The organism is Brevundimonas olei (assembly GCF_037055245.1).
Lineage (GTDB): Bacteria > Pseudomonadota > Alphaproteobacteria > Caulobacterales > Caulobacteraceae > Brevundimonas > Brevundimonas olei.
Genome location: NZ_CP146369.1, coordinates 2,781,079 through 2,807,515 on the forward strand (window position 1 = coordinate 2,781,079; position 26,437 = coordinate 2,807,515).

30 protein-coding genes are annotated in these 26,437 nt (G+C 68.1%); 20 read left to right on the forward strand and 10 right to left on the reverse strand.

From position 1 onward, the window contains the following. Positions 1–9: 9 nt before the first annotated feature. Positions 10–1,122: a serine hydrolase domain-containing protein gene (locus tag V8J38_RS13545; protein WP_338576368.1), complete on the reverse strand. Its 1,113-nt coding sequence runs from the start codon at positions 1,120–1,122 to the stop codon at positions 10–12. A gap of 94 nt (positions 1,123–1,216) precedes the next feature. On the opposite strand from V8J38_RS13545, the gene ppk2 reads away from it, so the two are divergent. Then, positions 1,217–1,960 (forward strand): polyphosphate kinase 2, encoded by a 744-nt coding sequence (gene ppk2, locus V8J38_RS13550; RefSeq protein WP_338576369.1) that lies wholly within the window; start codon positions 1,217–1,219, stop codon positions 1,958–1,960. Between the two features lie 28 nt (positions 1,961–1,988). Continuing rightward, entirely contained in the window at positions 1,989–2,753 is a 765-nt protein-coding gene (locus V8J38_RS13555; protein WP_291778072.1) for a hypothetical protein, read from the forward strand. 4 nt (positions 2,754–2,757) lie between these two features. Here the strand turns inward: V8J38_RS13555 and V8J38_RS13560 are convergent, their stop codons facing one another. Beyond that, entirely contained in the window at positions 2,758–3,396 is a 639-nt protein-coding gene (locus V8J38_RS13560) for a hypothetical protein (RefSeq protein WP_291778070.1), read from the reverse strand. Continuing rightward, positions 3,393–4,679: an acyltransferase family protein gene (locus V8J38_RS13565; protein WP_338576371.1), complete on the reverse strand. Its 1,287-nt coding sequence runs from the start codon at positions 4,677–4,679 to the stop codon at positions 3,393–3,395. Before V8J38_RS13565 ends, V8J38_RS13560 begins: the two co-directional genes overlap by 4 nt. Before the next feature lie 12 nt (positions 4,680–4,691). On the opposite strand from V8J38_RS13565, the gene V8J38_RS13570 reads away from it, so the two are divergent. Further along, positions 4,692–5,618 (forward strand): LytTR family DNA-binding domain-containing protein, encoded by a 927-nt coding sequence (locus V8J38_RS13570; RefSeq protein WP_338576373.1) that lies wholly within the window; start codon positions 4,692–4,694, stop codon positions 5,616–5,618. On the opposite strand, the gene V8J38_RS13575 is transcribed toward V8J38_RS13570, so the two are convergent. After that, positions 5,582–6,778, reverse strand: coding sequence for an MFS transporter (locus V8J38_RS13575; RefSeq protein WP_291778061.1), 1,197 nt, complete (start codon positions 6,776–6,778; stop codon positions 5,582–5,584). The genes V8J38_RS13570 and V8J38_RS13575 overlap by 37 nt on opposite strands. Positions 6,779–6,875: 97 nt before the next feature. After that, positions 6,876–7,091 (reverse strand): DUF4287 domain-containing protein, encoded by a 216-nt coding sequence (locus V8J38_RS13580; RefSeq protein WP_128115876.1) that lies wholly within the window; start codon positions 7,089–7,091, stop codon positions 6,876–6,878. A 125-nt stretch (positions 7,092–7,216) separates the two neighbouring features. Between V8J38_RS13580 and V8J38_RS13585 the strand changes: the two genes are divergently transcribed. The 6 genes from V8J38_RS13585 to V8J38_RS13610 all read left to right on the forward strand — a co-directional run bounded on the left by V8J38_RS13585 (position 7,217) and on the right by V8J38_RS13610 (position 12,538). Continuing rightward, positions 7,217–8,236, forward strand: coding sequence for a UbiA family prenyltransferase (locus V8J38_RS13585; protein ID WP_291778058.1), 1,020 nt, complete (start codon positions 7,217–7,219; stop codon positions 8,234–8,236). Positions 8,237–8,261: 25 nt separating this feature from the next. After that, a complete protein-coding gene (locus tag V8J38_RS13590; protein ID WP_291778056.1) occupies positions 8,262–9,104 on the forward strand; it encodes a DUF3298 and DUF4163 domain-containing protein in 843 nt (280 codons plus the stop codon). A 175-nt stretch (positions 9,105–9,279) separates the two neighbouring features. Next, entirely contained in the window at positions 9,280–10,581 is a 1,302-nt protein-coding gene (gene purB / locus V8J38_RS13595; protein WP_291778053.1) for an adenylosuccinate lyase, read from the forward strand. After that, positions 10,581–11,312, forward strand: coding sequence for a 2OG-Fe(II) oxygenase (locus V8J38_RS13600; RefSeq protein WP_291778049.1), 732 nt, complete (start codon positions 10,581–10,583; stop codon positions 11,310–11,312). The genes purB and V8J38_RS13600 overlap by 1 nt, the downstream gene beginning before the upstream one ends. Before the next feature lie 2 nt (positions 11,313–11,314). Continuing rightward, complete coding sequence (locus V8J38_RS13605; RefSeq protein ID WP_291778046.1) at positions 11,315–11,803, forward strand: DNA-deoxyinosine glycosylase; 489 nt, start codon at positions 11,315–11,317, stop codon at positions 11,801–11,803. Between the two features lie 117 nt (positions 11,804–11,920). Continuing rightward, the gene (locus tag V8J38_RS13610; protein ID WP_291778044.1) at positions 11,921–12,538 is read left to right on the forward strand and encodes a fasciclin domain-containing protein; all 618 of its coding nucleotides are present in this window, start codon (positions 11,921–11,923) and stop codon (positions 12,536–12,538) included. Between the two features lie 164 nt (positions 12,539–12,702). Here V8J38_RS13610 and V8J38_RS13615 read toward each other — a convergent pair whose 3' ends face one another. Further along, positions 12,703–13,026 carry a DUF1476 domain-containing protein gene (locus V8J38_RS13615; protein ID WP_291778042.1) on the reverse strand — a complete coding sequence of 108 codons (324 nt, stop codon included), beginning with the start codon at positions 13,024–13,026 and terminating at the stop codon, positions 12,703–12,705. A gap of 261 nt (positions 13,027–13,287) precedes the next feature. On the opposite strand from V8J38_RS13615, the gene purC reads away from it, so the two are divergent. From purC to V8J38_RS13630, 3 genes are read left to right on the forward strand one after another with little or no spacing between them, the layout of a single operon-like run. After that, a complete protein-coding gene (purC, locus tag V8J38_RS13620) occupies positions 13,288–14,046 on the forward strand; it encodes a phosphoribosylaminoimidazolesuccinocarboxamide synthase (RefSeq protein WP_291778039.1) in 759 nt (252 codons plus the stop codon). Then, on the forward strand, positions 14,046–14,285 hold the full coding sequence (gene purS, locus V8J38_RS13625) for a phosphoribosylformylglycinamidine synthase subunit PurS (protein WP_286950396.1): 240 nt from the start codon (positions 14,046–14,048) through the stop codon (positions 14,283–14,285). The genes purC and purS overlap by 1 nt, the downstream gene beginning before the upstream one ends. A gap of 1 nt (position 14,286) precedes the next feature. Continuing rightward, positions 14,287–14,781 carry an N-acetyltransferase gene (locus tag V8J38_RS13630; protein ID WP_338576383.1) on the forward strand — a complete coding sequence of 165 codons (495 nt, stop codon included), beginning with the start codon at positions 14,287–14,289 and terminating at the stop codon, positions 14,779–14,781. Here the strand turns inward: V8J38_RS13630 and V8J38_RS13635 are convergent. Further along, complete coding sequence (locus tag V8J38_RS13635; RefSeq protein WP_338576384.1) at positions 14,772–15,947, reverse strand: cyclopropane-fatty-acyl-phospholipid synthase family protein; 1,176 nt, start codon at positions 15,945–15,947, stop codon at positions 14,772–14,774. The genes V8J38_RS13630 and V8J38_RS13635 overlap by 10 nt on opposite strands. 136 nt (positions 15,948–16,083) lie before the next feature. On the opposite strand from V8J38_RS13635, the gene V8J38_RS13640 reads away from it, so the two are divergent. The 3 genes from V8J38_RS13640 (at position 16,084) to purQ (ending at position 18,634) form a co-directional block, all read left to right on the forward strand. After that, the gene (locus V8J38_RS13640) at positions 16,084–16,566 is read left to right on the forward strand and encodes a YbhB/YbcL family Raf kinase inhibitor-like protein (protein ID WP_338576385.1); all 483 of its coding nucleotides are present in this window, start codon (positions 16,084–16,086) and stop codon (positions 16,564–16,566) included. 124 nt (positions 16,567–16,690) lie between these two features. Next, positions 16,691–17,938 carry an MFS transporter gene (locus V8J38_RS13645; RefSeq protein WP_338576387.1) on the forward strand — a complete coding sequence of 416 codons (1,248 nt, stop codon included), beginning with the start codon at positions 16,691–16,693 and terminating at the stop codon, positions 17,936–17,938. Between the two features lie 33 nt (positions 17,939–17,971). Continuing rightward, complete coding sequence (gene purQ / locus V8J38_RS13650) at positions 17,972–18,634, forward strand: phosphoribosylformylglycinamidine synthase subunit PurQ (RefSeq protein WP_291778027.1); 663 nt, start codon at positions 17,972–17,974, stop codon at positions 18,632–18,634. Here purQ and V8J38_RS13655 read toward each other — a convergent pair. Then, positions 18,631–18,864, reverse strand: coding sequence for a hypothetical protein (locus V8J38_RS13655; protein ID WP_291778025.1), 234 nt, complete (start codon positions 18,862–18,864; stop codon positions 18,631–18,633). The genes purQ and V8J38_RS13655 overlap by 4 nt on opposite strands. A 123-nt stretch (positions 18,865–18,987) precedes the next feature. Between V8J38_RS13655 and V8J38_RS13660 the strand changes: the two genes are divergently transcribed. The 5 genes from V8J38_RS13660 (at position 18,988) to V8J38_RS13680 (ending at position 25,041) form a co-directional block, all read left to right on the forward strand. Continuing rightward, entirely contained in the window at positions 18,988–19,785 is a 798-nt protein-coding gene (locus V8J38_RS13660; protein ID WP_338576389.1) for a hypothetical protein, read from the forward strand. Positions 19,786–19,848: 63 nt separating this feature from the next. Beyond that, positions 19,849–22,059: a phosphoribosylformylglycinamidine synthase subunit PurL gene (gene purL / locus V8J38_RS13665; protein ID WP_338576390.1), complete on the forward strand. Its 2,211-nt coding sequence runs from the start codon at positions 19,849–19,851 to the stop codon at positions 22,057–22,059. Next, complete coding sequence (locus tag V8J38_RS13670; RefSeq protein WP_338576392.1) at positions 22,059–22,427, forward strand: indole-3-glycerol-phosphate synthase; 369 nt, start codon at positions 22,059–22,061, stop codon at positions 22,425–22,427. Before purL ends, V8J38_RS13670 begins: the two co-directional genes overlap by 1 nt. Positions 22,428–22,573: 146 nt before the next feature. Then, positions 22,574–23,578, forward strand: a complete 1,005-nt coding sequence (locus V8J38_RS13675) for a glycosyltransferase family 4 protein (protein WP_338576394.1) — start codon at positions 22,574–22,576, stop codon at positions 23,576–23,578. Between the two features lie 68 nt (positions 23,579–23,646). Next, positions 23,647–25,041 (forward strand): cytochrome P450, encoded by a 1,395-nt coding sequence (locus tag V8J38_RS13680; RefSeq protein ID WP_338576396.1) that lies wholly within the window; start codon positions 23,647–23,649, stop codon positions 25,039–25,041. Here V8J38_RS13680 and V8J38_RS13685 read toward each other — a convergent pair. Both V8J38_RS13685 and V8J38_RS13690 read right to left on the reverse strand, forming a co-directional pair. Further along, positions 25,038–25,859, reverse strand: a complete 822-nt coding sequence (locus tag V8J38_RS13685) for a TIGR00282 family metallophosphoesterase (RefSeq protein ID WP_125901736.1) — start codon at positions 25,857–25,859, stop codon at positions 25,038–25,040. The two genes, V8J38_RS13680 and V8J38_RS13685, sit on opposite strands and share 4 nt — an antisense overlap. Positions 25,860–25,869: 10 nt before the next feature. Beyond that, positions 25,870–26,415: a 5-formyltetrahydrofolate cyclo-ligase gene (locus V8J38_RS13690; RefSeq protein ID WP_338576399.1), complete on the reverse strand. Its 546-nt coding sequence runs from the start codon at positions 26,413–26,415 to the stop codon at positions 25,870–25,872. Positions 26,416–26,437: the final 22 nt, after the last annotated feature.

A 26,437-nucleotide genomic window follows, 5' to 3' on the forward strand; every position in this document is an offset into this window, starting at 1 on the left:
AGCCAATGCTCAGAGCGCGCGCAGGATCCCCATCGCCAGGGCCTGGCAGGCCGGGCCGCCGCGGCCCCCGTCGTTCGACAGGCCGAGCACGGCCCGACCGCCCGCCGGATCGACCAGGGCGATGGCGTGCCACAGGGTGTTGGAGCCTTCGTGAGCGATCACGGGGCCCCTGGCCCAGGGCTGGGGCGGCAGGACGATCCAGCCGCAGGCGTAGGTCCGCCCCTCGCCCGGCGTGACCAGCCGCCGCACCGTCTCGGGCTTCAGCCAGCCGTCGCCTTCGGTCAGGAAGACCTTGAGGAAACGGGCGTAGTCGGCCGCCGTCATATGCACCGTGCCCGCGGGGCCCAGGGCGAGCGGATTGTCCGATCCCGGATCGGCCGGGTCCGTCGCCAGGGCCGTTTCGCCCGTGCGGCGATGGCCCCAGGCGTTCGCTCCCCCGGAGATATTGGTCCCAGGAGCGCCGAAACCCGCCGAAGTCAGGCCCAGAGGTCCGAACACCTCGGCCTGCATGGCCTCTTCCCACGACCCGCCGGTGATCGCCTCGATCGCCGCCCCGACCAGCACATAGTTGGCGTTGCCGTAGGCGAACGTCCCGCGCACGCCCGACGGCGGCGCAGACAGCGCCCGTTCGACGATGGCGCGGCGTTGCATGGTCAGGGACTGGGGATCGGCGCGGGCGGTCATCAGCCAGGCCATCCCCATGACCGCCTCGTCCTTCAGCCCCGCCGTATGGGTCATGAAGTCGTCCAGCGTCACCCCGTCCCAGCCCGCGTCGATGGTCAGGTCGGGAAAGGCCTCGGCCAGCGGCATCGCCCAGCGCGCCCGCCCCTGCTCGACCAGACGGGCGAACAGGGCCGCCGTCATCGCCTTGGTGTTGGAGCCCAGGTGCCAGCGGTCGGCCAGCGTCGCCGGATCGTCTCGCCCCGCCCGCCGCACGCCCCGCACGCCGGACCAGACCAGGCCCTCGTCCGTCACGACGCCGCCCGCCAGGGCGACCGGCTTGACCGCGTCGAAGGCCGCCACCAGGGCGGCCTCGAACGCCCCCTCCCCTTCCGCGCGCGCGGCCGAAGGCGCGACGGCAGCCGCAGCGCCGACGGCCAGGACATGACGTCGATTGATCATTTCACGCTCCTTTGCGTTGCACCCTGAACGGCGAGGCTGGCGACGCCAGTGAATTCGCCGCAAGGTTCGCCGATCGCGACACAAGGACACGCCCATGGCCAAGGACGACTACGACGACATGCTGGAAGCCCTGCAGATCCAGATGGTCGAGACCCAGGCCTGGGCCATCGAACAGGAGCTGAAGGTCATCATCGTCTTCGAGGGGCGCGACGCCGCCGGCAAGGATGGGGCGATCAAGCGCATGACCGAATACATGGCCCCGCGCCAGACGCGCGTCGTCGCCCTGCCCAAGCCGACCGACCGTGAGACGACCCAGTGGTATTTCCAGCGCTACGCCGCCCATCTGCCGGCGGCCGGCGAAATCGTCATCTTCAACCGCTCCTGGTACAACCGGGCCGGGGTCGAGCCGGTCATGGGCTTCTGCACGCCCGCGCAATACGAACGCTTCCTGCACGACGCCCCGCATTTCGAGCGGATGCTGACCCAGTCCGGAACCTTGCTGATCAAGCTGTGGCTGGACATCAGCCGCGACGAACAGGGCCGCCGTCTGGAGGAGCGCGTCGATCACCCGCTGAAGCGCTTCAAGGTCTCGTCACTGGACGCCGAGGCCCAGGCGCGCTGGAGCGACTATTCCAAGGCGCGCGACGAAATGCTGAAGCGCACCCATGTCGACTATGCGCCCTGGACCGTGGTGGCGACCGACAAGAAGAAGACGGCGCGGCTGAACATCCTGCGCCACGTCCTGCGCCGCCTGAACCGTCCCGGCCTGGAGTGCCGCGAACCGGACCCGGACGTGGTCTTCCCCGGCGATGAGGCGCAAGGGCGGCTGGCCGAATAGAACGCCCCACACCACGAGGAGATGGACCATGACGGAGCAGGAACGCCAGATTCTCAGCAAGGTCCCCGCCGTCACCCTGGGGTTCTGGATCATCAAGATTCTGGCGACCACGCTCGGCGAGACGGCGGGCGACACCGTCACCATGACGATGAAGTTGGGCTACCTGGCCGGAACGGTCATTTTCATGACCGTGCTGATCGTCCTGGTCTGGGGCCAGATCACGGCGAAACGGTTCCGCCCCTTCCTCTATTGGGCGACCATCATCGCTTCGACCACGGCGGGCACCGCCCTGGCCGATTTCGCCACCCGTTCACTGGGCATAGGCTACACAGGCGGATCGCTGCTGTTGCTGGCCTGCGTCCTGGCTTCCCTGGCCGTCTGGCGCTGGAGCACGGGGTCCATCTCCTCCGACACGATCAGCACGCCGCGCGCCGAGGCCTTCTACTGGCTGACGATCACCTTCTCGCAGACGCTCGGCACGGCGCTCGGCGACTGGACTGCGGACACGGGCGGCTTGGGCTATATCGGCGCCGCCCTCGTGTTCAGCGCCCTGCTGGCCGTCGTCGCGGGCCTCTACTTCTGGACCAAGGCGAACCGGGTCCTGCTGTTCTGGGCCGCCTTCATTCTGACCCGGCCGCTTGGCGCCACGGTCGGAGACTTCCTGGACAAGCCGCTGGATCACGGCGGCCTGGCTCTGAGCCGCCCGCTGGCGTCGGTTGTTCTGGCGGCGGCGATCGTGGCGCTTATTTTGCTTCTACCTCAACGCGCAGGACGGCACCCCGGCGAAGCCTGAGCGGCTAACCGCCGAACAGGCGCCGGTTCTTGTCGATGAAGGCGCGCATGGCCCGCACCAGCGGCCCGCCTCCGCGCCCCTTCAGATAGGCCCAGCCGGCGCCCGCCCCGATCAGGGCGCCGATGGAGTCGACGATCAGGTCCCACATGGTGTCGACCAGGCCGGACTTCTGGGTGTTGAGGCCGAACACCTGGTCCAGAGTGAACTCCCAGATCTCCCACAGGGCGCCGATGGTCACGGCGAAGCAGAAGGCGAAGAAGGCCACCGTCAGGGGCGCAGCCTTCAACTGGCTGCCCTGCACCAGCATCAGCATCAGCAGGGCGCCGACCAGGCCGAAGGCCATGGCCGAACCGCCGTGCAGCACCACGTCCCACCACCAGTAGCGCTCGTAGAAGTCGCCCAGCTCGCCGAGGAACAGGGTGGCGCACAGGAAGACGGCGATGGCGGTGACGAAGCCGATCGGCAGGTTCAGCCCGACGCGCGGCGCCAGCCAGAACGGGACAAGCGTCAGCAGGAAGGTCCCGGCGCCGACGAAGGTGACGCTGAACTCCCCCGTCAACAGGCCGCCGACGGCCGCGCCCAGCAACACCAGCCAGGTCAGGATGAGCAGCCAGGGGAACGGGGCCTTCCTGCGTATCGTCATCCGTCCTGTCCGACCGGCTGCTGTTCTCGGGTCTCGAGCCTAACCGGACGGCTCCGAGGCGCAAGCCCGGCGTTGCGCTTCACCCCCAGCACCAGGCCCAGCGGTCCCAGGCGACGCGCGACCTCATAGGCGGCCCAGCAGCCGCCGAAGGTGACGGCGATCAACAGCCCCGCCTCCAGCCCCTGCGGCAGGCCCAGCTTCGACAGGTGATAGGCCGCGACGACGGTGATCGTCTGGTGCACGATGTAGAAGCAGAAGACGCCGCCCGTCAGATAGCGCAGCCACGGCCCGCCCCGGTTCAGATAGCGCGCGCCATAGCCCATCACTGCGGCGATGAAGGCCCACTGATCCAGCGCATAGACGAGGCGCATGGCGGCTCTCAGCGCTTCGGGCGGCGTTCCGCTGTCGCGATAGGTCCAGGCATAGGCGGCCCATCCCGCCCAGGCGCCCAGGGCCAGGATCAGCGCCGGTCGCCGCAGCCGCTCATAGGTCGCCTTCAGCACCACCGAGCGGACGCTGAGAAAGCCGAACAGGAAGGCGCTGAACGACACCGCGTGGTTGTACCAGTCGTCGGTCAGGGCGTGGGTCGTCGGGAAGATGCGCGCCAGGGTCCAGCGCAGCAGAAACAGCCACAGCACCGGCCAGATCAGCAGGCCCCAACGCTTCAAGGCGCGCTCCAGCCCGGACTGGATCACGGGCAGCAACCCGCGCCCGAACGCCAGCAGGCCCGCCAGCACCAGACTGTAGACGAACAGATAGGCCACGAACCACATGTGGTTCCACGTCGGCGTGATCAGGCAGCCGTCGGCGTCGCACCAGCCGCCGGACGCCGTGGCGTATTTCACCCAGAAGTCGGCCAGCCAGGGCGAACGCGCCGGATCGACAACGCCCAACCCCGAAGCCGCCTCGACCACCTCATAGTAGGACTGCGGCGGCACGATCACGAACATGGCGAACAGCAGCGGCGGCAGCAGCCGCCAGGTGCGCGATCCGGCGAAACGGCGCGCGGCGCCCTTCCCCTCGCGTTCGAAACTGTCGAACAGGAATCGCGTCGCCGCGCCCGAGACCAGGAACAGCAGCGTCAGACGCCAGGGGTTGGTCAGCTGCATCACCGGCTCCAGCCATTCGACCGGCCGGGGGCTGTTCACATGCCAGTCCCAGGGCACGTAGAACATGCCGACGTGGTAGAGGATCAGCAGCATGAAGGCGCAGACCCGGATCCAGTCCAGGTCATGGCGGCGCAGGACTGCGGGGGTTTCGGATGCGAGGGGTTCTGAGGACATGGACGACCTGAAATGACGGAAACGACGCCATCCGCCGTGCCTCGGGCGCCTCACGTCCGGCAAGGCGCAGGGGCCGTCCGGTCAGACTCGAGGGCCGGACCGCTGGCGCCAGGGACGAGCGGCGCGTCCGCCGGGACGAACGGGGCGGACCGGCGCGACCTGCTGACCGGCGCGCCGATCATCATCGCCGTCACCCTGGGCTTTCTCGTCGTCAACGCCCTGACGGTTCAGGCCGACTGGCCGAGCCTGCGGTCATGGGCGCCCTGGGTGTGGGAAGGATCGAGCGCCCTGGCCCTGGCGTTGCTGATCTGGCTGCCGTGGATGGCGGCCGCCGCCGCGCCGACAGACCTGTTGCACGACGGCTGGCGCGCGCGAGGGCGGTTCCTGGCCCTGCACCTGGGCGCCGTCTGCCTCTACAGCCTGCTGCACGTCCTGATGATGGTGGCGATGCGGCACGGCGTCTACGCCCTGATGGGCGAGGTCTATGACTATGGCCCGCCCATCGAGCGGTTCGTCTATGAACTGCGCAAGGATCTGCTGAGCTACACCCTGTTCGTCGGGACCTTCTGGAGCGTGCGCGGCCTGCGCGAGGCGCGCGAGACGCCGCTGCGGCCCGTCAGCTTCGACATCCGCGACGGAGCGCGGCTGATCCGGGCGCCGCTGAACGACATCCTGGCCGCAACCTCGGCGGGCAACTACGTCGAGTTCGTCCTGGCCGACGGACGCAGGCCGCTGATGCGCGTCACCCTGGCGGCGGTCGAGGGCGAACTGGCGCGCTTCGGCTTCGTGCGGACGCACCGGGGCTGGCTGGTCAACGCCGCGCGGATGACCGGACTGCGGCCTGAAGGCTCGGGCGACTGGACGGTGGAGCTGGGCGCCCTGGACGTCCCGCTGTCGCGCCGTTACTCCGAAGCGCTGGAGCGGCTGCGCGCCGCCTGAAGCCGCATCCACCCCGCGATGCCCAGGGCGCAGACAAGGCTCAGCACCGCGCCGACCGCAAAGGTCGCCTGCGGCCCGAAACCGTCCCACAGCAGGCCCGCCGCCACATTGCCCGCCAGGGCGATCAGACCCGAGATCAGGGCGAAGAGGCCGAACGCCGAGCCGCGCAGATGGGCGGGGGCCGCATCGGCGATCAGGGTCATCAGCAACCCTTGCGAAAAGCCCATGTGCAGGCCCCACAGCGCCACGCCCAGATAGAAGACGACCTGATCGCTCGCCAGCGCCAGCGCCACATCGGCGGCGGCCAGGAAGACCAGGCTGAGCAGCAGCAGGGAGGTGCGGCCGATGCGGTCCGACAGCGCCCCCACCGGGAAGGCGGCCAGGCCGAACACCAGGTGCAGCAGGACGATGGCCGCCGGCGCGAAGGCGGCGGGAACGCCGACGTCCAGCCCCTTCATCAGCAGGAAGGACTCGCTGAACCGCGCCAGGCCGATCACCGCCGTCAGGGCGATCATGGTCCAGGTGGCGGCGTCCAGACGCAGCGCCCCCTTCAGGCTCGGCGGCTTCCTGGCGCCCTCGTCGGGACGCGGCGGGTCGGACACGCCGCCGACCAGCAGGGCCACGGCCAGGAAGGCGGGGATGGAGGCCAGCCAGAACACCGCCTTGATGTCGTTCGCCAGCACCACCATCAGCCCGATCGCCAGCAGCGGGCCGACGAAACCGCCGACCGTATCCAGCGATTTTCTCAGGCCGAAGGCGCGTCCCCGAATGTCCGGCGGCGTCACCGCCGCCACCAGGGCGTCGCGCGGAGCGGTGCGGACGCCCTTGCCGATCCGGTCCACGCCCTTGGCCAGCAACACCCCCTCGACCGAGGCCGCCAGAGGGAAGATCGGCTTGGACAGGGCCGCCAGCCCATAGCCCGCGACCGCCAGCCACTTGGGCCGCGAAATACGATCCGACCAGAAGCCCGACAGGAACTTCACCGCCGTCGCCACGACGACGGAAAAGCCTTCGACCAGACCGATCATCACCGCCGAAGCGCCCAGCCCCACCACCAGATAGATGGGCAGAAGCGTCTGGATCATCTCCGACGAGACATCCATCAACAGGCTGACGAGGCCCAGAATCCAGACACTGCGGGGGATGGAGCTGCGAGCCATTCGCGCCCAGTGGCGGATACGGCGCTCACTGTCCAGCCTGGGCCGCAAACTTCATAAATCTGAGACTTCGCCTTTCCGCCAGATGGCGGTCAGAGCGCTATTTCAGTCCGTCTTCCGCCAGGGTGTGCGCCACAAGGGCGTTGGCGTGGCCGTGTCCCATGTCGTGCTCGTTCTTCAACATGGCGACCAGGTCCATGTGCTTGGCCGGGTAGCCGGCGCGAATCTCCGCCTTCCACTCGGCGACGGGGCGGCCGTACTTCTTCTCGATGGAGGGAAAATAGGACGCTGGGCCCTTGATCGGCGCTTCGGTCATCGGCGGCTCGCTTCTGTCTGGTTGCGAGTAAAGGCGGTGCGGCGAGCCGATGCAACCGTCTGGAGAGACGCCGGTTCGAAGCCCCCTCTTCACCCGCAGCGTCATCAAGGTCTAAGACGGTCGGCATGAACACAGCCCCGCTTCCCGACGCCGCCGGCCAGAACTGGGTCGACCGTCATGCGCCCGAGCGTCTGAAGCCCTGGCTGAAGCTGGGCCGCTTCGACCGGCCGATCGGGACGTGGCTGCTGCTGCTGCCCGGCTGGCAGGGGATCATGCTGGCGCTGAACCAGTATGACCGGCCGTTCGGCGGCTATGAGCTGTGGTTGGTCGTCGGCTTCGCCGTCGGAGCCGCCCTGATGCGCGGGGCGGGCTGTGCGGTGAACGACATCGTCGACCGCGACTTCGACGCCCAGGTGGCGCGCACCGCCCTGCGCCCCATTCCGGCGGGCCAGATCAGCGTCAAGCAGGCCTGGGCCTTCGTCGGCGGCCTCAGCCTCATCAGCCTGTGCATCCTGCTGACGATGAACCTGACGTCGGTGCTGCTGGGCGCCCTGTCGCTGGGACTGGTGGCGGCCTATCCCTTCATGAAGCGCATCACCTGGTGGCCGCAGGCCTGGCTGGGCCTGACCTTCAACTGGGGCGCCCTGCTGGGCTTCGCGGCGGCGACGGGCGGGCTGTTCGCGCTCGGCTGGCTCTATGTCCTGAGCGTGAAGGCCAGCGGGGACAGCTACTGGATGGCCGAGGGCCTGAACCGCATGGGGAACCTCGCCCTGTCTGCGGGGCTGCTCTACGCGGGCGGCGTCTTCTGGACCCTGGGCTACGACACCATCTACGCGCTTCAGGACATCGAGGACGACGTCATGGCCGGGGTGAAGTCCTCGGCGCGGGCGCTGGGCGGCAAGGTGAAGGAAGGCGTGGCCGTCTTTTACATCCTGGCCGTGGTCCTGGCGGGCGCGGCGGGCTACGTCGCCGGTCTGGGGCCGGTCTTCTATCTCGGTCTGGCGCTCTACGCCCTGCATTTCGTCTGGCAGGTGCGGCGGCTGCAGCTGGACGATCCGAAACTTTCCCTGCGTCTTTTCAAGTCGAATCGCGATGCGGGGTTGATCCTTCTGGCCGCCATCGCGTTCAACGGCCTAGCTTTCTGATCGAACCGTTCCAAAGGAGCCCGGCATGATCCCTTCGCGCCCCCTTCGCGTCCTTCTCGTCACCGCCGCCGTCGCGGCCTCGCTCGCCGCCTGCCAGCGCAATGAGAAAAAGGACACGCCCGCCGCGCCGGCCGCCTCCGCCCACGCCGTCGAGGGGCCGCTGAAGTACGACAGCGCCACGCCCTACGCCAAGGTCAGCCTGAGCCTGCCCGAGGCCGTGCTGTCCTATCCGGCGCTCTACACCCCGCTGTACCGCGACGAGGTGGCCAAGCTGAAGGAATACGCCGAGGGCGCCCAGGCCGACCGCACCGAGGCCGGATCGCCCGAAGGCATGCCGCCCTATGAGAAGACCATCGTCTACGGCGCCCCGATCGAGACCGGCCGCCTGTTCAGCCTGATGCGGACCGACTTCGACTATTCGGGCGGCGCCCACCCGAACACGGTGGCCACGGGCCTGCTGTGGGACAAGGCCGAGACCCGCCGCATCGCCGCGTCCGACCTGTTTGCGGATCGGGCCGACACGACGAACCTGGAGCGCGCCCTCTGCCAGGCGGTGAACACCGCCAAGACCAAGCGCCCCGGCTCCACGCCGGTCTCGACCACGGGCGACATGTGGGCCTGCCCCAAGCTGAAGGACGTGGCCGTGACGCTGGCGCCGGGCACGGTTCCGGGCAAGGCGGGCGGCCTGACCTTCCTGCTCGACGCCTATGCGGTCGGCCCCTATGTCGAGGGCGCCTATTATCTGACCCTGCCGCTGTCGGCCTTCCAGAGCGCCCTGTCCCCGGAATACGCGGGCGAATTCCAGGGCGAGCCGACCAAGGCGGGCGACGTCACCGACGACCTGCGGCTGAAGGCGCCCGCCGCCTGATCCGCGATCCGTCCTGTCTCTTGAGGAAGGCGTCGATCAGGAGATCGGGATAACGCCCCCCCTGTCCGGCCCTTCCTGCGACTGGCTTCGCCGACCGCATTCCCCCTCACGGGGAAAGGAGGATTGGTGCGCCCCGTCTTGACTCACCGGCCCTCTCGCCCGACACGACCGGTCCATGATCACGCGCTATTCCCGCCCCGACGCCGTCGCCATCTGGTCGCAAGAGACCAAGTACAAGATCTGGTTCGAGATCGAGGCCCACGCCGCCACCAAGATGGCCGAGCTGGGCGTGATCCCGAAGGAATCGGCCGAGGCCATCTGGGCCAAGGGCAAGGACGCGACCTTCGACGCCGACCGCATCGACGAGATCGAGCGCACCACCAAGCACGACGTCATCGCCTTCCTGACCCATGTGGCGGAAATCGTCGGCGAGGAAGCCCGCTTCCTGCACCAGGGCATGACCTCTTCGGACGTGCTGGATACCTGTTTCGCGGTGCAACTGGCGCGCTCGACCGACCTGCTGCTGGGCGGCGTCGACCGGGTTCTGGCCGCGCTGGAGACCCGCGCCAAGGAGCACAAATACACCCCGACCGTCGGCCGCTCGCACGGCATCCACGCCGAGCCTGTCACCTTTGGCCTCAAGCTGGCCGGCTATCACGCCGAGTTCCAGCGCGCCAAACGCCGCCTGATCACGGCGCGTGAAGAGATCGCCACCTGCGCCATCTCGGGCGCCGTCGGCACCTTCGCCAACGTCGATCCGGCCGTCGAACAATACGTCGCCGATCAGATGGGCCTGGCCGTCGAGCCCGTCTCGACCCAGGTCATCCCGCGCGACCGCCACGCGGCCTATTTCGCCGCCCTGGGCGTCGTCGCCTCCTCGGTCGAGCGTCTGGCCGTCGAGATCCGCCACCTGCAGCGCACCGAAGTCCTCGAAGCCGAGGAGTTCTTCGACAAGGGTCAGAAGGGCTCGTCGGCCATGCCGCACAAGCGCAACCCGATCCTGACCGAGAACCTGACCGGCCTGGCCCGTCTGGTCCGTTCGGCCGTCACCCCGGCGATGGAGAACGTCGCCCTGTGGCACGAGCGGGACATCAGCCACTCCTCGGTCGAGCGCGGCATCGGCCCGGACGCCACCATCCACCTGGACTTCGCCCTGCACCGTCTGGCGGGCGTGATCGAACGTCTGAACGTCTACCCCGAGAACATGCAGAAGAACCTCGACCGCCTGGGCGGCCTGGTCTTCTCGCAACGGGTCATGCTGGCCCTGACCCAGGCGGGCGTGTCACGCGAAGACGCCTATGCGGCGGTTCAGGAGAACGCCATGAAGGTCTGGCGCGGCGAAGGCGTCTTCATCGACTTCCTGAAGGCCGACCCGCGCGTCACCCTGCCCCACGACCAGCTCGAGGCCCTGTTCGACCTCGGCTACCACACCAAGAACGTGGACGTGGTCTTCGACCGGGTGTTCGGGAGGCGCTGATGGACGGCCCGGCGATCCGCATCAACCCGAAGATTGACATCGGACAAGCGGCCGACGCCTTCAAACGCGACGGCTTCGTACAGATAGACGAAATCTTCGAGCCTGCGGTGGCCGAACACCTTCTTCACCTCCTCGAGACCCGTATCGATTGGGATCTGGTCTTCCAGGGCGAGGACGGTCGGCCGAGCCTGTTCAACCAGACCCAAGCCAAGGCCGCCGGAAACGAGGAGCTTCGGCGACGCTTGGCGACGATGATGACGAGGGCAGGCGCCGCCTACGGCTTTCTGTATCTGACCTACCCACTCATAACGGCCTATCTGAGCGGGCGAGACTCTGGTCACCCCATTCACAGGCTCACTGAGTTCCTCAATGACGAGTTTGTTCGGCTGGGCGTCGCGATCAGCGGGCAGTCGGAGATCGTGAAAGCCGACGGGCAGCTTACGCGTTATCGGCCCGGCGACTTCATCGGCCTGCATAATGACATCGGGGCTGAACGGAGCGATCGCCTGATCGCCTATACTTTAGGGCTGACACGGCATTGGCGTCCGGACTGGGGCGGCCAGCTCTTGTTCCATGACGACGCAGGGGACGTCTCCCGAGGCTTCGCGCCGCGATGGAACACCCTGACGCTTTTTCGCGTCCCTCAGAACCACTCCGTTGCGCCGGTAGCAGCTTATGCCCAGGGCGCGCGGCTGTCCGTGGTCGGCTGGTTTCGGAACGCAGGCGCCTGATCATGCGCGCGGTCGGCTTCGCGCCTGTTGTCGATGATCGCACCCAGCTTCTCATCCTCGGCAGTCTTCCGGGCGACGCCTCGTTGAGGGCGGCGCAATATTACGCCCATCCGCGCAACGCCTTCTGGCGGCTGATCGGGAGCGTGACCGGCGTCGAGCTGACCGCCCTGCCCTATGAGGCGCGGTTGGCCGCCTTGCTGGCGCGTCACGTGGGTCTTTGGGACGTGATCGCCTCGGCCGAGCGCAAGGGCAGTCTGGACGCCGCCATCCGCACGCCCGAGGCGGCCGATCTGATCGCCCTGACGCACCGCCTGCCCGACCTGCGGGCGATCGCCTTCAACGGCGGAACCGCCGCGCGACACGGGCGGCGCATCCTGGAAAGCGCGACGACCGCCGCCCTGATCGACCTGCCGTCCTCCAGCCCGGCCCACGCCCGCGCCTTCGAAGAAAAGCTCGCCCATTGGCGGATGCTCGACCCCTATCTGGGCTGAAGGTTCACGCCCGACGCCTGAAAATTTGAACCCGCTCGCATCCTTTTGCGTATCTGGGCCGTATCCCTTCCACCGGGGCCATGTCGTCCCGTGCGCCGCTATCGAAGGAGAGACGCCATGAATATCCGCATTGCAGTACTCGCCGTGTCCAGCGTCGCCGTCTTGACCCTGGCCGCCTGCGGTCAGAACGACGGCAAGAAACAACCGTCCATGATCGAGGGCCCCACGCCTTCGGCCGTTCCCGCCACGACCGAACCCATGGTCGGCGGCGCCGCGATGAATCCTTCCGACAACCTGGTCGCCAACGCGTCCAAGGCTCCCAACCTGACCACCCTGGTCAGCGCGCTTCAGGCCGCCGGCCTGACCGAGCGCCTGCAGGGCCCCGGCCCCTTCACGGTCTTCGCCCCTGACAACGCCGCCTTCGACAAGATTCCCGCCGCCACGCGCGAGAGTCTGATGCAGCCGGCCCAGAAGGCTGAACTGACCAAGATCCTGACCTATCACGTGGTGCCGGGCCGTTTGACCGCCGCCGATATCGCCGCCCAGGCCCAGGCCAACGGCGGAACCGCGACCCTGACCACGGTTCAGGGCGAGAAGCTGACGGTCAAGGACGCCGGCGCCGGCCAGTGGCGGATCACCGACGCCAAGGGCGGAACCTCGACCATCACCCAGGCCGACATCGCCCAGTCGAACGGCGTGGTCCACGTCGTGGACACGGTGCTGATGCCGAAATAGGCGCCGGATCGAACCGAACCGATCGAACTGATAGGCCTCAGGCGCGTTGATCAGATGCGCCCCGGCGCCTCCGGTCACCCCCGTTTCCCCGGCGGGAGGCAGATCGAAGAAGGGCCGCAACCGTCGCCGGTTGCGGCCCTTCTGTCATCGGGTGGCGATGCGCCCTATTCGCCGGCGCGGATCTGTTCGCGCGCGATCGAGGCCAGTTCGTCCATCTTGGAGCGAAGCTCGCCCTCGGACACCGTCATGCCCGAGGCCTTGAAGTCGCCGGCCACCTTGCGGAAGACGTCTTCCTCGCCCGGCTGCTCGAAGTCGGCGCGGACCACGGCGGCGGCGTATTGCTCGGCGCTTTCGGTCGACAGGCCCATCTTCTCGGCCGCCCACAGGCCCAGCATCTTGTTGCGACGCGCGATGGCCTTGAATTCCTGTTCCTGATCGAGGGCGTACTTGGCCTCGAAGGCCTGTTCCCGATCGTCGAAGGTCGTCATGCGCGTCGTAACTCCAGTCACGGGCCAGTCTCGCCCGCAAACGGCTCTATGGCCCCCGGCGCGAGCGAACGCAACCAGACTTCGGTCGCGGATGCTGACGCAGGGTCGCTTCAGGATATTTGTGTCACAGACGCCCTTCGGTTAAAGGGCGCGTGGTTCTATTAGAGCCGCCGTCGATTCAAGGACCGCGCCGCCCCGACCTTCGGGCCGCGCGTTTTTCGTTTTGAGGCCGTCCGTTTCCTTCCCGTCCGGGACCCGAAGATGAACACCAAGCGCAAGAAGCTCTACGAGGGCAAGGCCAAGATCCTGTACGAAGGGCCTGAGCCGGGCACGCTGATCCAGTATTTCAAGGACGACGCGACCGCCTTCAACGCGCAGAAGAAGGCGACCCTGGAAGGCAAGGGCGTCATCAACAATCGCATCAGCGAATTCATCATGTCGCGCCTGAACACGATCGGCGTGACCAACCACTTCATCAAGCGTCTGAACCTGCGCGAGCAGCTGATCCGCGAAGTCGAGATCATCCCGCTGGAAGTCGTCTGCCGCAACGTCGTCGCCGGTTCGCTGGCCCAGCGCCTGGGCCAGGAAGAGGGCACGCCCCTGCCCCGTTCGATCATCGAATTCTACTACAAGAAGGATGAGCTGAACGACCCGATGGTGACCGAAGAGCACATCACGGCGTTCAACTGGGCCACCACCCAGGAACTGGACGACATCCTGGCCATGACGGTGCGGGTGAACGACTATCTGTGCGGCATGTTCGGCGCCGTCGGGATCACCCTGGTGGACTTCAAGATCGAGTTCGGCCGCGTGTGGGAGAACGACTTCAGCCGCGTCATCCTGGCCGACGAGATCAGCCCCGACTCGTGCCGCCTGTGGGATTCGACCACGGGCGAGAAGCTGGACAAGGACCGCTTCCGCCGCGACATGGGCGACGTCATCGAAAGCTACACCGAGGTGGCCCGCCGCCTCGGCATCATGAAGGACATGCCGACCGTGATTCAGGGAGGGCTGCATTAATGGCCAAGGTTAAAGTTCACGTCTTCCTCAAGCCCGGCGTCCTGGACGTCCAGGGCAAGGCCGTCGAAGGCGCCCTGCAGGGTCTGGGCTGGAACGGCGTGTCGAACGCCCGCGTCGGCAAGCTGATCGAGTTCGACCTCGACGACGCCGTCGCCGACAAGGAGGCCGAGGTGAAGCGCATGTGCGACACCCTGCTGGCCAACACGGTCATCGAAAGCTACCGGATCGAAGTCGCCTGACATGATCCTGCGGCCTGAAACCCAGGCGGATCAGGCCGCGATCCGGGCTCTGACGGCGGCGGCCTTTGACGGCCACCCGCACAGCGACGGCTCGGAGCCGCGCATCATCGACGCCCTGCGAGACGCCGGCGCCCTCGCCCTGTCCCTCGTCGCCGAGCTGGACGGTCGGATCGTCGGCCACGCCGCCTTTTCCCCGGTCGAATGGTCTGCTCAGCCCGGCTGGTTCGGCCTTGGGCCCGTGTCCGTCGCCCCGGCCCATCAGGGTCAAGGCATCGGCGGCCGATTGATAGAAACGGGCCTGGGCGATCTGCGCCGCAACGGCGCGCGCGGCTGCGTCGTCCTAGGCGACCCCGCCTATTACACCCGCTTCGGGTTCGCTCAGGACCCGCGCCTGACCTATCCTGGGCTGCCGCCTGAATATTTCATGGCGCTGGGCTTCGGCCCCATCACGGGGACAGGTCCCGTCCGCTATGATCCCGCCTTCGGTCAGGCCTGACCGCACAGATAATCCCGGCTCAGCGGCACGGCGGTCTGTTTCTTCGTCAGTTGCAGCTGGAAGACCATGTGGCCCAGTTCGCGGAAGGCGACCTCGCTGCAGGCCAGATAGAATTCCCACATCCGGCAGAAGCGTTCGTCATACATGGCCCGCGCCTCGCCGCGCCGCGCCAGAAACCGCTCGCGCCAATGCCGCAAGGTCTCGGCGTAGTGCAGACGCAGCACCTCCATGTCCGTGACCCACAGGCCCGCCCGCTCGATGGCGGGCAGCACTTCCGACAGCGCCGGAATATAGCCGCCGGGGAAGATGTATTTGCGGATCCAGGGCTGGGTGCGATTGGGCGGCGAGTTACGGCCGATCGCGTGGACCACCGCCACCCCGTCGTCATCCAGCAGGCGGGCGACGGTGTCGAAATACTCCTGATAGTTCGGCGCGCCGACATGTTCGAACATGCCGACCGAAATGATGCGATCAAAGGTCTGGTCCAGGTCGCGATAGTCCTGAAGCCGGAAGTCGGCCCGGTCCGTGACGCCCAGAGCCGCCGCACGCTCATTGGCCGTCCGGTGCTGCTCCGTCGACAGGGTGACGCCCGTCACCCGCGCCCCGCGCTCGACCATGGAAAGCCCCAACCCGCCCCAACCGGCGCCGATATCCAGGGCGCGGTGCCCCGGCTCCAGCAACAGCTTGTCGATAAGGCGGCGCTTCTTGGCGACCTGGGCCTGCTCCAGGCTGGCGTCCGGCGTCTCGAAGAAGGCGCAGGAATATTGCAGGTCGTCGTCCAGAAACAGGCGGTAGAAGTCGACCGTCAGATCATAGTGGTGATGCACATTGCTGCGCGCGTTCAGTCGATCATTGGCCTGCTCGGCGCCACGCTTGATCCGCTGCATCCAGGTCATCTTCGGCGTGCGCGGACGCAAGGCCATCTGCGAGGCGGTCAGCTCCAGAAAGTCATAGATGCCGCCGCCCTCGACCTGGAATGTTCCATCCATGAAGGCCTCGCCCAACGCCAGGTCAGGATTGGCGGCGATGGCGACGGCCGCCTTCATGTCAGTCAGCACGGCCGTCAGTTCCGGCTCGCCCGGCCCCGCCGTCAACTCGCGGCCGTCGGGAAATCGCACCCGGATCGACCGCGTCTGAAAGGTTCGGTCCAACAGGGCTTGCAGCATCCCGTTCCTCCGCTCATCAAGACAGCTTGACCTTAGCTAGGGACAGAATGTCGCGACGCAACGTCCGTGACCAGTCTTTCGTTAGTCCTGTTTCAGTTTCGGCGGCCTGATCCGCCGCCAAAGGGAGAACGCCGCCATGGGCTTCACTGTCGCCTCGACCGACTTTTCTGACGGAGGGGTCCTGCCTGACGCCCAGGTCAAGGCGCTGGGTAACACGTCGCCGCAGCTCTCATGGTCGGGCGCCCCGGAGGGGACCAGGAGCTTCGCCGTCACCTGTTATGACCCTGACGCGCCGACCGGGTCGGGCTTCTGGCACTGGACCGTCGCCAACATTCCAGCCGATGTCGCCGAACTGGCGGCCGGCGCGGGCGCGGTCGGCGGGGCGAACCTGCCCAAGGGCGCCGTCCAGGGCCGCACCGACTACGGCGAGGCCGGTTTCGGCGGCGCCGCCCCGCCCCCAGGCCACGGCCCGCACCGCTACATCTTCACCGTCTTCGCCGTGGATGTGGACCGGCTGGACGTGACGGAAGACAACTCGGGCGCGGTCTTCGGCTTCAACCTGCACTTCCACACCCTGGCCAAGGCGTCGATCACAGCGACCTACGAAAACCGGGGCTGACGCCCGGCCTCCCGAGGCATGGACACAAAGCGTGATGAGCGCTTCGACGCCGCTCCGGTTGATGCCGTGGGCGGCGTTCCTATTTTGCAGCGCAACCTCCCCTTTTGCTGCATTGCGATAATCCATGCCCCCTGCCGACGCCGCCCCCTGCCTCGACGAAACCGGCTGCATCACGGCCGGTCGCGACATCGAGCGCGTGGCCGAGCCGGGCAAGACGGCGCTGGTGCTGCTGGCCCTGGCCATGGGCGGCTTCGCCATCGGCGTGACCGAGTTCGCGGCCATGAGCGTCCTGCCCGACTTCGCCGCAGGCCTGGGCGTCAGCGAGCCCAAGGCGGGCCACGTCATCAGCGCCTATGCCGCCGGAGTGGTGGTCGGGGCGCCGATCCTGGCCGTTCTGGGCGCGCGCCTTCCGCGCTGGCTGCTGCTGATCGGCTTCATGGCCCTGTTCGCGGTCGGCAACGCGCTCAGCGCCATCGCCCCGACCTATGAGTGGATGCTGGCCTTCCGCTTTCTCAGCGGCGTGCCTCACGGGGCCTATTTCGGCGTGGCGGCGCTGGTCGCGGCGTCGCTGGTCCCCCTGCGCCTGAGAACCCGCGCGGTCTCGACTATCCTGCTGGGTCTGACGGTCGCCACGGTGATCGGGGTGCCGGTCGCCAACGCCGTCAGTCATGAGTTCGGCTGGCGCTGGACCTTCGCCATCGTCAGCGTGCTGGCGGTGCTGACCATGGCGCTGGTCGCCCTGTTCGCGCCGCGCGATCCGGCCCATCCCGACGCCAGTCCCTGGCGCGAACTGGGAGCCCTGAAGCGCGGCCAGGTCTGGCTGACGCTGGGCATCGGCGCCGTCGGCTTCGGCGGCATGTTCGCGGTCTACGCCTATCTGGCCTCGACGCTGAAGGCGGTGACGGGCGTGGGGCCGGAGGTCCTGCCCTGGGTCTTCGCCCTATTCGGCCTGGGCATGATGGCGGGCAATCTGCTGGGCGCCTGGGCCGCCGACCGCTTCGGCATGGCGGCGGCGGGCGGCCTGTTGCTGTGGAGCGCGGCGGCGCTGGCGCTGTATCCCTTCGCCGCGCCCCATCTGTGGGCGGTGATGATCGTCGTGCTGCTGATCGGCGGCGGCGGCGGGCTGGGCTCGGTGCTGCAGACCCGGCTGATGGACGTGGCCGGCGACGCCCAGACCCTGGCCGCCGCCCTCAATCACTCGGCCTTCAACACGGCCAACGCCATCGGCCCCCTGCTGGCGGGCATGGCGGTGGCGGCGGGCTGGGGCTGGACCTCGACCGGCTGGGTCGGCGTCGCCCTGTCGTTGGGCGGTTTCGCGGTCTGGGCGGTCGCCTGGACCACCGGTCGCAAGACGCCGCAAAGCGACGCCTGACATTCTCCACGAAGGGTGCTAGGAGGCCCGGTCATGAGCGCAGCCGTCATCGTCTTCCCCGGTTCCAACTGCGATCGCGACTGCAAGGTCGCCGTCGAACGTTCCACTGGCGAACAGGTCCAGATGGTCTGGCATGCCGAGACCGAACTGCCCAAGGGCCTCGATCTGATCGTGCTGCCCGGCGGGTTCTCCTACGGCGACTATCTGCGCTGCGGCGCGATGGCGGCCCAGGCCCCGATCATGCAGGCGGTCAAGAAGGCCGCCGACGACGGCGTCACCGTGGTCGGCATCTGCAACGGTTTCCAGGTCCTTTGCGAAGCCGGGATGCTGCCGGGCGCCCTGATGCGCAACAGCAGCCTGAAATACATCTGCAAGCCCATCAGCATCACCGTCGCCAACGGCCAGACGCGCTTCACCTCGGGCTATCAGGGCCAGCGCGAAATCGTCATGACCCAGGGCAACGCCGACGGGAACTACTTCGCCGACGCCGAGACGCTGAAGCGCATCGAGGGCGAGGGCCAGGTGGTCTTCCGCTACGTCGACAACCCCAACGGCTCGGTCGGCGACATCGCCGGCCTGCAGAACGAACGCGGCAACGTCCTGGGCATGATGCCCCACCCCGACCGCGCCTTCGAAGCCGAACTGGGCAGCGCCGACGGCGCCACCCTGTTCCAGAGCATCTACGCGGCGGCCTAAACGCCCTTACGATCCAGGACGCTGGCGCTACGTCCGGCGTCGCTGACCTGAGCAGCTTCGTTCGCAGGTTCACCGCCCTCGTCGAGGTCGCGTTCCAGCGTGCCTTCGGCGCCGGATTCGTGGATGGCGGCCAGTTCGCGAGCGCCGACGCCCAGCCCCTGTTCAAGGGCGCGGTTGGTCGCGACTTCCTCATTGATCGTCGGCTCGGCGGGGGTCTGTTTCTCGGCCATCGTGGCCTCCTGTCATCTGTCCTGAAACAGCAAGCCCGAATGCACCCGGCCGGTTCCGCGCGCCTGCGGTGAACCTTCCGTCGCGCCGCGCGTAGATACGGCGAAGCTGAGCCGGAGAGACGCATGACCGCCATCGAACGCCCCACCCCCGCCCAGCAGACGCGCCGCCTGGCCGTGCTGGCCGCCGCCGTCTTCGCCGTCATCGTTCCCATCGTTCAGGCCCTGGGCGGTTTCGGCCTGAGCCAGGCGGAGTTCGCCGCCGACGGAAACCAGACGTTGCGGGTGGCCGGTTACGCCTTTTCGATCTGGAGCCTGCTCTATCTGGGCCTGCTGATCTACGCCGGGCGTCAGGCCCTGCCCCAGACGGGCGAAAGCGTGCTGATCAACCGCATGGGCTGGCCGTCGGTCGTCGCCTTCTTCGGCATCGGCTTCTGGATCATCATGGCGGCGCTGAACCTCAAGGCGGCCAGCGTCATCGTCATCTTCGCCTCGCTCCTGGCCCTGCTGCTGCCGATGCTGGCCAGCGCGCGCACGATCCGCGCGACCGGGGCGATGGAGCGGGACCGCTGGTTCCTGATCTGGCCGCTGGCGGCGCTGGCCGGGTGGCTGACCGTGGCGGCGCCGCTGAACCTGATCACCGTGGCGACGGCGTTCGAGGCCCTGCCCGCCGCCCTGTCGCCGACCGGCTGGGCCGTGCTGGCCGTGATCGCGACCACCCTGATCGGGATCGGCGTGACCTGGGCCTTGCGGACCTTGGCCTATCCCCTGCCCATCGCCTGGGGCCTGGTCGGAGCCTTCGTGGCCGAGCAGGAGGTCAAGCCGGTGCTGGCCTTTACGGCCCTGGCGGCGGCCTTCGTCGTGGTGGTGGCCGGCGTCATCGTCACCTTCGGCCTGAGGCGCGGAATCGAACGCCGTCGTTGAGTCTCGCCAAGGCCGCTTCGGATGGGCTGACAGACGCCCCAGAGACGGCTAGAAGGCCCGCCCATGAGCGCGCCCCAAAAGACCATCGCCCAGCTGGCCGAAGAGTACGGCCTCGCCCCCAATGAATATCAGGTCCTGCTGGACCGGCTGGGCCGCGAGCCCAACCAGGTCGAGCTGGGCGTCTTCTCGGTCATGTGGTCCGAGCACTGCTCCTACAAGTCGTCGAAGAAGCAGCTGATGAAGTTCCCGGTGACGGGCGAGCGCGTCATCTGCGGCCCCGGCGAAAACGCCGGCGTGATCGACATCGACGACGGCGACGCCTGCATCTTCAAGATGGAGAGCCACAACCACCCCTCCTACATCGAGCCCTATCAGGGCGCGGCGACGGGCGTGGGCGGCATCATGCGCGACGTCTTCACCATGGGCGCACGCCCGGTGGCCCTGCTGAACGCCCTGCGTTTCGGCGATCCGTCGCACGAGAAGTCCAAGCGTCTGGTCAAGGGCGTGGTCAGCGGCATCGGCGGCTACGGCAACTGCGTCGGCGTGCCGACCGTCGCGGGCGAGACGAATTTCCACACCGGGTACAACGGCAACATCCTGGTCAACGCCATGTGCGTCGGCCTGGCCCGCGCCGATGAGATCTATTATTCGGCCGCGCCCGAAGCGGGCCACGACGTGGTCTATTTCGGCTCCAAGACCGGCCGCGACGGCATCCACGGCGCCACCATGTCCTCGGCCGAGTTCGACGACGAGTCGGACGCCAAGCGCCCCACGGTGCAGGTCGGCGACCCCTTCGCCGAAAAGCTGCTGATCGAAGCCACGCTCGAGCTGATGGCCTCGGGCGCCGTGGCCGCCATTCAGGACATGGGCGCAGCGGGCCTGACCTCTTCGTCCGTCGAGATGGCGGGCAAGGGCGGCGTCGGCGTCGAGCTGGATCTGGACAAGGTGCCCCAGCGCGAAACCGGCATGACCGCCTATGAGATGATGCTGTCGGAATCGCAGGAGCGTATGCTTGCGGTGCTGAAGCCCGGCTTCGAGGACGTCGGCTATCGCATCTTCCAGAAGTGGGGTCTGGACTTCGCCATCATCGGCAAGACGACCAACACCGGCCATCTGGTGCTGAAGCATCACGGCGAGGTGGTCTGCGACGTGCCGCTGGCCCCGCTGTTCGACGACGCGCCCCTGTATGACCGTCCGTGGGTCCAGCCCGAGCTGCAACCGCGCCTCGACCCGGCTGAAGTCCCCGCGCCGGAAAGCTGGAACGACGCCGTGCTGAAGGTCGTCGCCTGCCCCGACATGGCGTCCAAGCGCTGGATCTGGGAGCAGTACGACCGCCACGTCATGGCCGACACGCTGCAGGATTCCTCGACCGGCGCCGATGCGGGCGTGATCCGCGTCCACGGCACGGAAAAGGGCCTGGCCGTCACCAGCGACTGCACCCCGCGCTATGTCCAGGCCGACCCCTATGAAGGCGGCAAGCAGGCGGTGGCCGAGGCGTGGCGCAACCTGACCGCCGTCGGATCGCGTCCCATCGCCATCACCGACAACCTGAACTTCGGCAACCCGCAGCGTCCCGAGATCATGGGCCAGATCGTGCGCGCCACCGACGGCATGGCCGAGGCCTGCCGCGAACTGGACTTCCCGGTCGTGAGCGGCAACGTCAGCCTCTATAACGAGACCAACGGCGTCGCCATTCCGCCGACGCCGACCGTCGGCGCCGTGGGCCTGCTGACCAACTACGACGTGACCACCGGATTCGGCGGCGCGGCCGAGGGCGACCAGCTGGTGCTGATCGGCCAGACGCACGGCGAACTGGGCGCCTCCATCTATCTGCGCGAGGTTCTGGGCCGCGAGGACGGCGCCCCGCCGCCGGTCGACCTGAAGCTGGAACGCAAGACCGGCGACTTCGTGCGCGGCCTGATCGAGGCGGGCGAACTGACGGTCGTTCACGACCTGTCGGACGGCGGCCTGGTCGGGGCGGCGGCGGATATCGCCCTGGCCTCGGACGTCGGCATCGAGCTGAACGCCTCCAGCCAGGCTCACGCCCACGCCTTCCTGTTCGGCGAGGACCAAGCTCGCTATCTGGTCGCCGTGGCGGACGCCGACGCCCTGATCGCCAAGGCGCAGGACGCGGGGTTGCACGCCTCGGTCGTCGGTCTGGTCAAGGGAACGGACTTCGCCTCCTCGGGTCCGAAGGGCGAGCTGTTCCGCCTGCCGGTCGCCCACCTGCGCGAATTCCACGAAGGCTGGATGCCCAACTGGATCGAAGGCTGATGCGAGCCTTCGTCCTCACCCTCGTCGTCGCGGGCGCCGCCCTGCTGTCGGCCTGCGAGTTCGAGGGCGGCGATCCCGTCCAGCACGCCCTGCGCGATGCGGCCGCCGCCCGGCAGGCCGCCGCGCTGAAGACCACCGAAGAACAAGAGGTCAAGGCGATCCGTCGCCCGACCGCCTCAGGCCCGGCCCTGCATGAGCCGGATGAACTGTCGCGACTGATCACCGCACGGCGCCAGGCGGTGGAGGAGACCCGCGCCGCCCTGGCCGCCGTCGCCGATCCGGCGCTGAAAGCCCAGTTGGCCGAAGACCTGAAGGCCGAGGAAGCCAGCCTGCGCGCGCTTGAGGCGCGCCGCGCCGCACAACCTTAAGGCGGATTGTCAGCAGCCGTTCATGTTGATGGTGTAGGGCGCTCGGCATAGCCAAGCCCCGACGGAGCCCTCCGCTGAAAGTCGCTGTCGTCCTGCCTTCCGGTTGCCGCTTCTCCGCATCCCAGCCGAATTCCATGGAGACGGTCGTGCGGACCCTGGCTCGCGGCGCGCAGAAGGCGGAGCTCCGCATCTTCTGCTGCGAAGGCGCTGACGACCACGGCGACCTGCCGGCCCACCGCCTGCCCAGCGACAGGAAGCGCATGGCGGCGCTTGAAAAGGCGCTGAGCGACTATCAACCGGATGTGATCGAATTCCATCAGCAGCTCCGACAGGCCCTTCATATCGCCCGCCGGTTTCCTCGCGCCACGCGAGTTCTCTATCGGCACAATGCGCTGAAATCCCCACGCACCCCGCTTGATCGCTGGCGCTACGAGCGGCGCTTTCGCCAGTTGGACGGCCTGGTCTTCGTCAGCGAGGCCGGGCGGCGGGAATTCCTGCACGATTTTCCGCGCCAGGAGCCGAAGGCCTTCGCCGTTCCCAATCCGATCAGCGTCGATCTGTGGCGGGCGCCGGTCGAGAACCGCGAGCCTGTGATCGCCTTCGCCGGTCGCGCCATGCCGGAGAAGGGGGTGCACCTGATCTGCGCCGCCCTGCCCGCCGTGCTGGAGCGCCATCCGGACTGGCGCGCCGTGCTGATGCTCAACGACTGGGACAAGCACGCCGCCTGGGCCGCGCCGCACGTCGCGCCGTTGGAGCGGTTCGGCGATCGCGTATCGGTGCTGAAGTCCGCGCAGCTGGGCGAGGTCCAGGCGGTGATGCAACGGGCGGCCATCGCCCTGACGCCTTCGGTCTGGGCCGAACCTCTGGGCCTGACCGCGCTGGAGGCCCATGCGGCGGGGGCGGCCCTGATCTCGTCGGGACGCGGCGGCCTGCGCGAAGCCAGCGGCCCGCACGCCGTCTATGTCGACGACCTGACCGCCGAAGGACTGGCTGCGGCGATGGACGGTCTCATCGGCGATCCCGAACGACGCCTGGCGTTGGCCCGGGCCGCACAGACCTATGTCCTGCAGACCCACGCTCCCCAGCGTCGCGCGACGCAACTCCACGACCTGCGTGAACGGTTGCTCAGCGCCAGGCGTTTGGCGGGATAGCCTCGAAGCCCCCTTCATTTTGACATTATAGTCAATAAATATGGAGTCAACCTGAGAAGGAGCGCTCCATGACAGACGCCGCCGCCTCGACCTTCCGTCCCTGGACGCCGCCGCGCCGGACCGCGCGGATGAGCCTGCTGCCCTTCCTGTGGCAGAGCTGGCGCGACCCGCTGCAGATCTGGGGCGAGGCGCACTTCAGGGAGCTCTACATCAGCGGCCAGTCGCCGCTGGGACGGTCGCTGGTGGTCAGCGACCCGGCGGGCGTGCGTCATGTCCTGACCGACAACGCCGCCAACTATGTGAAGGGCGACCTGCAAAGACGGGTGCTGGGGCCCATGCTGGCGGACGGCCTGCTGCTGACCGAGGGCGAGCAGTGGCGGCGGCAACGCCGCATCATGGCGCCGCTCTTCACGCCCGCCTACACGGCCCGAACGGCAAACATCATGGATGGGGTCTGCCGCCGCCGGGTCGAGGGCTGGCGCCTGCCGCACCACGGCGCGCGCGTGCTGAACATCGACAGCGAGATGAGCGGCCTGACCTTCGACATCCTGTCGGCGACCATGTTCTCCGACGACCTGGACGGCGACGCCGCCGGGTTTGAAAGGGCCCTGAACCAGTATCTGTCGGTCGGGGCGCGGATCAGTCCGCTCGATGCGCTGAAGGCGCCCGACTGGATCCCGCGTCTGGGCCGCGTGGCCTCGGGCGGGGCGGCGCGCTTCTTTGAGGAGCGGGTGGCGGCCCTGGTGGCGCGACGTCGCGCCCGCTTGACCCACGGCGACGCGCCCGACGACCTGCTGACCGCCCTGCTGAACGCGCGGGATGAGGAAGGCGACGGCTCGGGCCTGTCGGATCATGAGGTCGCCTCCAACATCCTGACCTTCATCCTGGCGGGACATGAGACGACGGCCAGGACCCTGGGCTGGACCCTGCACCTGATCAGCCGCGACCGCCGCGTGGCCGACATCCTGAAGGCCGAGGCGGACGGCTGGGACCGCAGTCCGGCGGGCGTGCGCGACCTAATCTGGCACCGTGCGGTGATCGAGGAGGCCATGCGCCTGTTTCCGCCCGCCCCCGCCATGATCCGACAGGCGCTGGAGGACGACGAGATCGGCGGCCATGAGGTGAAGGCGGGTCAGAGCGTGCTGATCGCGCCCTGGGTCATCCATAGGCATGAGACGTTGTGGGTCGAGCCCGACGCCTTCCGCCCCGAACGCTTCCTGCCCGAGAACCGCAAGTCGATCGATCGCTACGCCTGGCTGCCCTTCAGCGGCGGCCCGCGCATCTGCATCGGCGCCGCCTTCGCCATGCAGGAGGCGGTGATCGCCCTAGCCGAAATCCTGAATGCCGCCGAGGTCGAGGCCATCACCCCGATCGAGCCCCGCCCCATCCATCAGGTCACCCTGCGCAGCCAGCGGACCCTGCGCCTGCGGCTCAGGGCGCGGAAGCGGGCCGCTGCGGCCTAGACCTGCGGGATCGCCTGGCTGAGACGCCCGCCGACGCGGATCGGCTCGACGCGCTTGGCCAGGCCGGTGCGGTCATCCGTCTCGACAAAGACGCCGCAGATGGTGGCCGGGCCGCTGGCGGGGGTGTAGCGCCCGCCCGACAGGCGGGTGGTGAAGCGGCGCAGCGGCTCTTCCTTGTCGTTGCCGATGACGGAGTCATAGTCGCAGCAGCCGCCCGCGTCGGTCTGATAGGCCGTGCCGTGGGGCAAGATTTGCGCGTCCGCCGTCGGGACGTGGGTGTGGGTGCCGACCACCAGGCTGGCGCGGCCGTCGCAGAAGTGGCCCATGCCCATCTTCTCGCTCGTCGCCTCGGCGTGCATGTCGACGATGACGGCGTCGGCGACGACGCCCAGGGGCGCCGCCTCCAGTTCGCGCTCCACCGCGCTGAAGGGGTCGTCCATCGGGTCCATGTGGACGCGGCCCAGAACGTTGATGACCAGCACTCGGCGCCCGTCCGGCGTGACGAAGACGTCGGCGCCGCGTCCCGGCGCGTCCATCAGGCGCGGATAGTTGGCCGGCCGGATCAGGCGCGGCTCGCGCACGATATAGGTCAGGGCTTCGCGCTGGTCCCAGCTGTGGTTGCCCAGCGTCAGGACGTCGGCCCCGGCGTTGAAGATGTCGTTGGCCGTGTTCTCGGTGATGCCGAAGCCGCCCGCGGCGTTCTCTGCATTGACCACCACGAAATCGAGCCTGAGGTCGCGCCTCAGCCCCGGAAGGTGGTCCGAAAGTCCATCGCGCCCGGACTTGCCGACCACGTCGCCGAAAAAAGCCAGTCTCATTGGGGGAGCCTCATGGGAAGGCTCTATAGCCGGTCTCGTTCAGAACGCCATGCAAACGGATGTCATGCGGCTCCAGATCCAGGCGTTCGACCGCCTGTCCGGCATAGGCGAAGCCGATGCGCCGGGCGTCGGGCAGCGCCGCGAAGGTGCGGTCGTAATAGCCGCCGCCCTGCCCCAGCCGCCCGCCGTGAGCGTCGAAGGCCAGCAGGGGCGTCAGGATCAGGTCGGGCGTCACCACCTCGCCGAGAGGCAGGGGCGCGGGGCAGCCGGCCACGTCCAGCTCCAGCGGTTCGTCCGGCGCCCAGGCGCGGAAGATCATGGCCGCGTCGCGCTCCAGCACCACCGGCAGGCACAGACGACGCCCCGCCTGATGCAGGACATTGGCGAGAGCATCCGTATCCAGCTCCGATCCCATGGCGCGGTAGAGGGCGACGATCTCGCCGGAAGGAAGGGCGTCGGCATGGCCTGCGGCGCGCTCGGCCGCCTCGCGGTCGGTCTCGGCCAGACGCTTGCGAAGCGCGCGCATGGCGGCGCGAAGTTCGTGCTTGGGGGTCATCGCCGCTCGGCCCTTCGCCAGA

What these genes read in the sequence shown, in the direction of transcription:
- V8J38_RS13600 (WP_291778049.1), top strand. Translation starts at nt 10,581, where the DNA reads ATGGACGGCCCGGCGATCCGCATCAACCCGAAGATTGACATCGGACAA.
- purS (WP_286950396.1), top strand. Translation starts at nt 14,046, where the DNA reads ATGGCCAAGGTTAAAGTTCACGTCTTCCTCAAGCCCGGCGTCCTGGAC.
- V8J38_RS13615 (WP_291778042.1), bottom strand. Translation starts at nt 13,026, where the DNA reads ATGACGACCTTCGACGATCGGGAACAGGCCTTCGAGGCCAAGTACGCC.
- V8J38_RS13610 (WP_291778044.1), top strand. Translation starts at nt 11,921, where the DNA reads ATGAATATCCGCATTGCAGTACTCGCCGTGTCCAGCGTCGCCGTCTTG.
- V8J38_RS13580 (WP_128115876.1), bottom strand. Translation starts at nt 7,091, where the DNA reads ATGACCGAAGCGCCGATCAAGGGCCCAGCGTCCTATTTTCCCTCCATC.
- V8J38_RS13570 (WP_338576373.1), top strand. Translation starts at nt 4,692, where the DNA reads ATGACGGAAACGACGCCATCCGCCGTGCCTCGGGCGCCTCACGTCCGG.
- V8J38_RS13575 (WP_291778061.1), bottom strand. Translation starts at nt 6,778, where the DNA reads ATGGCTCGCAGCTCCATCCCCCGCAGTGTCTGGATTCTGGGCCTCGTC.
- V8J38_RS13635 (WP_338576384.1), bottom strand. Translation starts at nt 15,947, where the DNA reads ATGCTGCAAGCCCTGTTGGACCGAACCTTTCAGACGCGGTCGATCCGG.
- V8J38_RS13590 (WP_291778056.1), top strand. Translation starts at nt 8,262, where the DNA reads ATGATCCCTTCGCGCCCCCTTCGCGTCCTTCTCGTCACCGCCGCCGTC.
- purB (WP_291778053.1), top strand. Translation starts at nt 9,280, where the DNA reads ATGATCACGCGCTATTCCCGCCCCGACGCCGTCGCCATCTGGTCGCAA.
- V8J38_RS13690 (WP_338576399.1), bottom strand. Translation starts at nt 26,415, where the DNA reads ATGACCCCCAAGCACGAACTTCGCGCCGCCATGCGCGCGCTTCGCAAG.
- V8J38_RS13560 (WP_291778070.1), bottom strand. Translation starts at nt 3,396, where the DNA reads ATGACGATACGCAGGAAGGCCCCGTTCCCCTGGCTGCTCATCCTGACC.
- V8J38_RS13660 (WP_338576389.1), top strand. Translation starts at nt 18,988, where the DNA reads ATGACCGCCATCGAACGCCCCACCCCCGCCCAGCAGACGCGCCGCCTG.
- V8J38_RS13630 (WP_338576383.1), top strand. Translation starts at nt 14,287, where the DNA reads ATGATCCTGCGGCCTGAAACCCAGGCGGATCAGGCCGCGATCCGGGCT.
- V8J38_RS13605 (WP_291778046.1), top strand. Translation starts at nt 11,315, where the DNA reads ATGCGCGCGGTCGGCTTCGCGCCTGTTGTCGATGATCGCACCCAGCTT.
- V8J38_RS13555 (WP_291778072.1), top strand. Translation starts at nt 1,989, where the DNA reads ATGACGGAGCAGGAACGCCAGATTCTCAGCAAGGTCCCCGCCGTCACC.
- V8J38_RS13545 (WP_338576368.1), bottom strand. Translation starts at nt 1,122, where the DNA reads ATGATCAATCGACGTCATGTCCTGGCCGTCGGCGCTGCGGCTGCCGTC.
- V8J38_RS13655 (WP_291778025.1), bottom strand. Translation starts at nt 18,864, where the DNA reads ATGGCCGAGAAACAGACCCCCGCCGAGCCGACGATCAATGAGGAAGTC.
- purQ (WP_291778027.1), top strand. Translation starts at nt 17,972, where the DNA reads ATGAGCGCAGCCGTCATCGTCTTCCCCGGTTCCAACTGCGATCGCGAC.
- purC (WP_291778039.1), top strand. Translation starts at nt 13,288, where the DNA reads ATGAACACCAAGCGCAAGAAGCTCTACGAGGGCAAGGCCAAGATCCTG.
- V8J38_RS13565 (WP_338576371.1), bottom strand. Translation starts at nt 4,679, where the DNA reads ATGTCCTCAGAACCCCTCGCATCCGAAACCCCCGCAGTCCTGCGCCGC.
- V8J38_RS13585 (WP_291778058.1), top strand. Translation starts at nt 7,217, where the DNA reads ATGAACACAGCCCCGCTTCCCGACGCCGCCGGCCAGAACTGGGTCGAC.
- ppk2 (WP_338576369.1), top strand. Translation starts at nt 1,217, where the DNA reads ATGGCCAAGGACGACTACGACGACATGCTGGAAGCCCTGCAGATCCAG.
- V8J38_RS13685 (WP_125901736.1), bottom strand. Translation starts at nt 25,859, where the DNA reads ATGAGACTGGCTTTTTTCGGCGACGTGGTCGGCAAGTCCGGGCGCGAT.
- purL (WP_338576390.1), top strand. Translation starts at nt 19,849, where the DNA reads ATGAGCGCGCCCCAAAAGACCATCGCCCAGCTGGCCGAAGAGTACGGC.
- V8J38_RS13680 (WP_338576396.1), top strand. Translation starts at nt 23,647, where the DNA reads ATGACAGACGCCGCCGCCTCGACCTTCCGTCCCTGGACGCCGCCGCGC.
- V8J38_RS13670 (WP_338576392.1), top strand. Translation starts at nt 22,059, where the DNA reads ATGCGAGCCTTCGTCCTCACCCTCGTCGTCGCGGGCGCCGCCCTGCTG.
- V8J38_RS13645 (WP_338576387.1), top strand. Translation starts at nt 16,691, where the DNA reads ATGCCCCCTGCCGACGCCGCCCCCTGCCTCGACGAAACCGGCTGCATC.
- V8J38_RS13640 (WP_338576385.1), top strand. Translation starts at nt 16,084, where the DNA reads ATGGGCTTCACTGTCGCCTCGACCGACTTTTCTGACGGAGGGGTCCTG.